We start from the raw sequence: 1363 nt of genomic DNA, 5'->3' as shown, positions 1-1363 counted from the left end.
TCAAGAATCAGAATGCAGCACAAGCGGGCGGCGATCTGATCGGTAACCTGCTGCTGGGCGGGGGGCTGTCCAGATATGGCGGCATGAATGTGGGCGAGGCAGCCAGTGGTGCAGGCCGGTGGATGCTGAACGAATTCGGCCCCCAGGCTGGGTTGATGTTTGAGCGTTATCAGTACCAGACGGGATTGGCGCAGTATGCGGTGCCGCCGGAATTCAAACTGGGGCGGGTGTCGGGTGGGGTAGAATTGGGGGGGATTGTTCTAAGCGGCGCGACTACAACATTGGCAAGCATCGAAGGAAGATTTGCAGGCTTTTCTCGAGAAGTCGGTTTTATTGTTGATAGCCAAAGTGGTCAGATACTTAGTGTAAGGCGTGCAGGCTTGGCCAAAGGAGCCGAAATACGACTAGTGCAGCTAGAGACTATCCTTTAATGGGATGTAATATATTCACCCATAATCATCCCTTGGGCGGAAATCTCTCAGTTGGTGATGTGGCAACTGCGCTTGGTTCTGGAGTTGCGGAGTTTAGGGCTGTAACCCCTACTAGGACGGCGTCAATAAAGTTCGACAATCCACCCGCCCATGTATTTGGTGACCCGGTCAATTCAGTGCTTTTTATTGACGAAGAGAAAGCGGCAATCGGTGCTTCATATCGGGCTGGTATTGCTGATGGTTCCTTACTTCCGCCAACTGACATGGCAACAAAGAAAATTTGGATGAGTGATTACTTCATGGAACAACTTGCCTCACGAAATTCATGGATTAACTATTCACTTACTCATCATCCATAATTGGAGCTAAATGGTTATGAATGCAAAAAGAAGAAAACTGGTGGAAGTTGTTGCGGAGTTTGTAAGCTCACTGACACCTGAAGATTCGCAAATATTGAGTAGGCTTGTCCTTAATCATCAAGTGGAAGAAAGCTGGCCTTGGTATGTGACTGTGTTATCTCAATATCTTGAGGGGGATGGTTCGTTTGCGCTAATAAAGGAAATTGATGAACTTTTCCCCGATGAAAGTGCTTTGAAGCTTATTGAGGCGACTTCTGATGACCCAATCTTTGAAGCAAAAGTGATATTGAGAGAGGCACAAAAGTTGGTTCGGAGTTAATTGGTGCACATCTGCATGAATCAATTATGAGTAAATAAATAACTAAAAAAATTTGATTTTAAAAGTTTATTATTTGATTCGTGCAGAGATGCCCTAATCAAAAAAACCGACCCGGAGACGGACGTGACGTATGGGAACGGCTTCCGGGAGCGGGCGCAACCGGTGACACGCTATGGCTATGACCTGTTGGGCCGGTTGGTGAGCAAGCTGGACGGCAACGGCCAGCGCGAGACACAGCAGGTGCTGGCGGGCAC

The 1363-nt window shown here is 48.1% G+C and carries 3 protein-coding genes; all 3 read left to right on the top strand.

Annotation, left to right across the window (positions count from 1 at the left end; translation table 11 throughout):
- The coding region (locus HNQ59_RS19420; RefSeq protein WP_184042034.1) for a hypothetical protein at positions 1-431 on the top strand (431 nt) is incomplete at its 5' end.
- 32 nt (positions 432-463) lie between these two features.
- The gene (locus HNQ59_RS19415) at positions 464-790 is read left to right on the top strand and encodes a hypothetical protein (protein ID WP_184042033.1); all 327 of its coding nucleotides are present in this window, start codon (positions 464-466) and stop codon (positions 788-790) included.
- Positions 791-800: 10 nt separating this feature from the next.
- Entirely contained in the window at positions 801-1109 is a 309-nt protein-coding gene (locus tag HNQ59_RS19410; protein WP_184042032.1) for a hypothetical protein, read from the top strand.
- Positions 1110-1363: the final 254 nt, after the last annotated feature.

It is taken from the genome of Chitinivorax tropicus, assembly GCF_014202905.1.
GTDB classification, from domain to species: Bacteria; Pseudomonadota; Gammaproteobacteria; order Burkholderiales; family SCOH01; genus Chitinivorax; species Chitinivorax tropicus.
This window is presented reverse-complemented; position numbering and strand designations above follow the sequence as displayed.